The sequence below is a fragment of the Luteitalea sp. genome (assembly GCA_009377605.1).
GTDB lineage: Bacteria > Acidobacteriota > Vicinamibacteria > Vicinamibacterales > Vicinamibacteraceae > WHTT01.
Window position 1 is genome coordinate 318 of the sequence record WHTT01000311.1, and the last position, 279, is coordinate 596.

Consider the following 279-nt stretch of genomic DNA (forward strand, 5'->3'; position numbering starts at 1 on the left):
ACGGGACGATCGAGAAACCGTTTGATATCGGCTGACAGCAACGCCCACGCCGCCTGACCACCTTCCGCATCCGGTTCGCTGGGTACGCGCTGGACCAAACCTTGGAGCCGCGCGGTGGCAACCGCACGCACCTGCGCCATGGGCGCCTCCGCCGCGAGACGCATCAAGTGCTCAACCAGGATCCGCTGCACCGCCCACGCGATCTGTCGGTCGTAGGGCGTCGACACCGAGGCCTGAAACGTGGCCTCAATGAGCGTGTCCATGACATCTCCAAGGCCT

1 protein-coding gene (cut by a window edge) is annotated in these 279 nt (G+C 64.9%); it reads right to left on the reverse strand.

Annotated elements, in window-relative coordinates; genetic code table 11:
* On the reverse strand, positions 1-263 hold the 5' portion of the coding sequence (locus GEV06_29075; protein MPZ21892.1) for a hypothetical protein. 70 nt of this gene lie to the left of the window's left edge; only the first 263 of its 333 coding nucleotides appear in the window; it begins with the start codon at positions 261-263; its stop codon lies beyond the left edge, outside the window.
* Positions 264-279 lie beyond the last annotated feature (16 nt).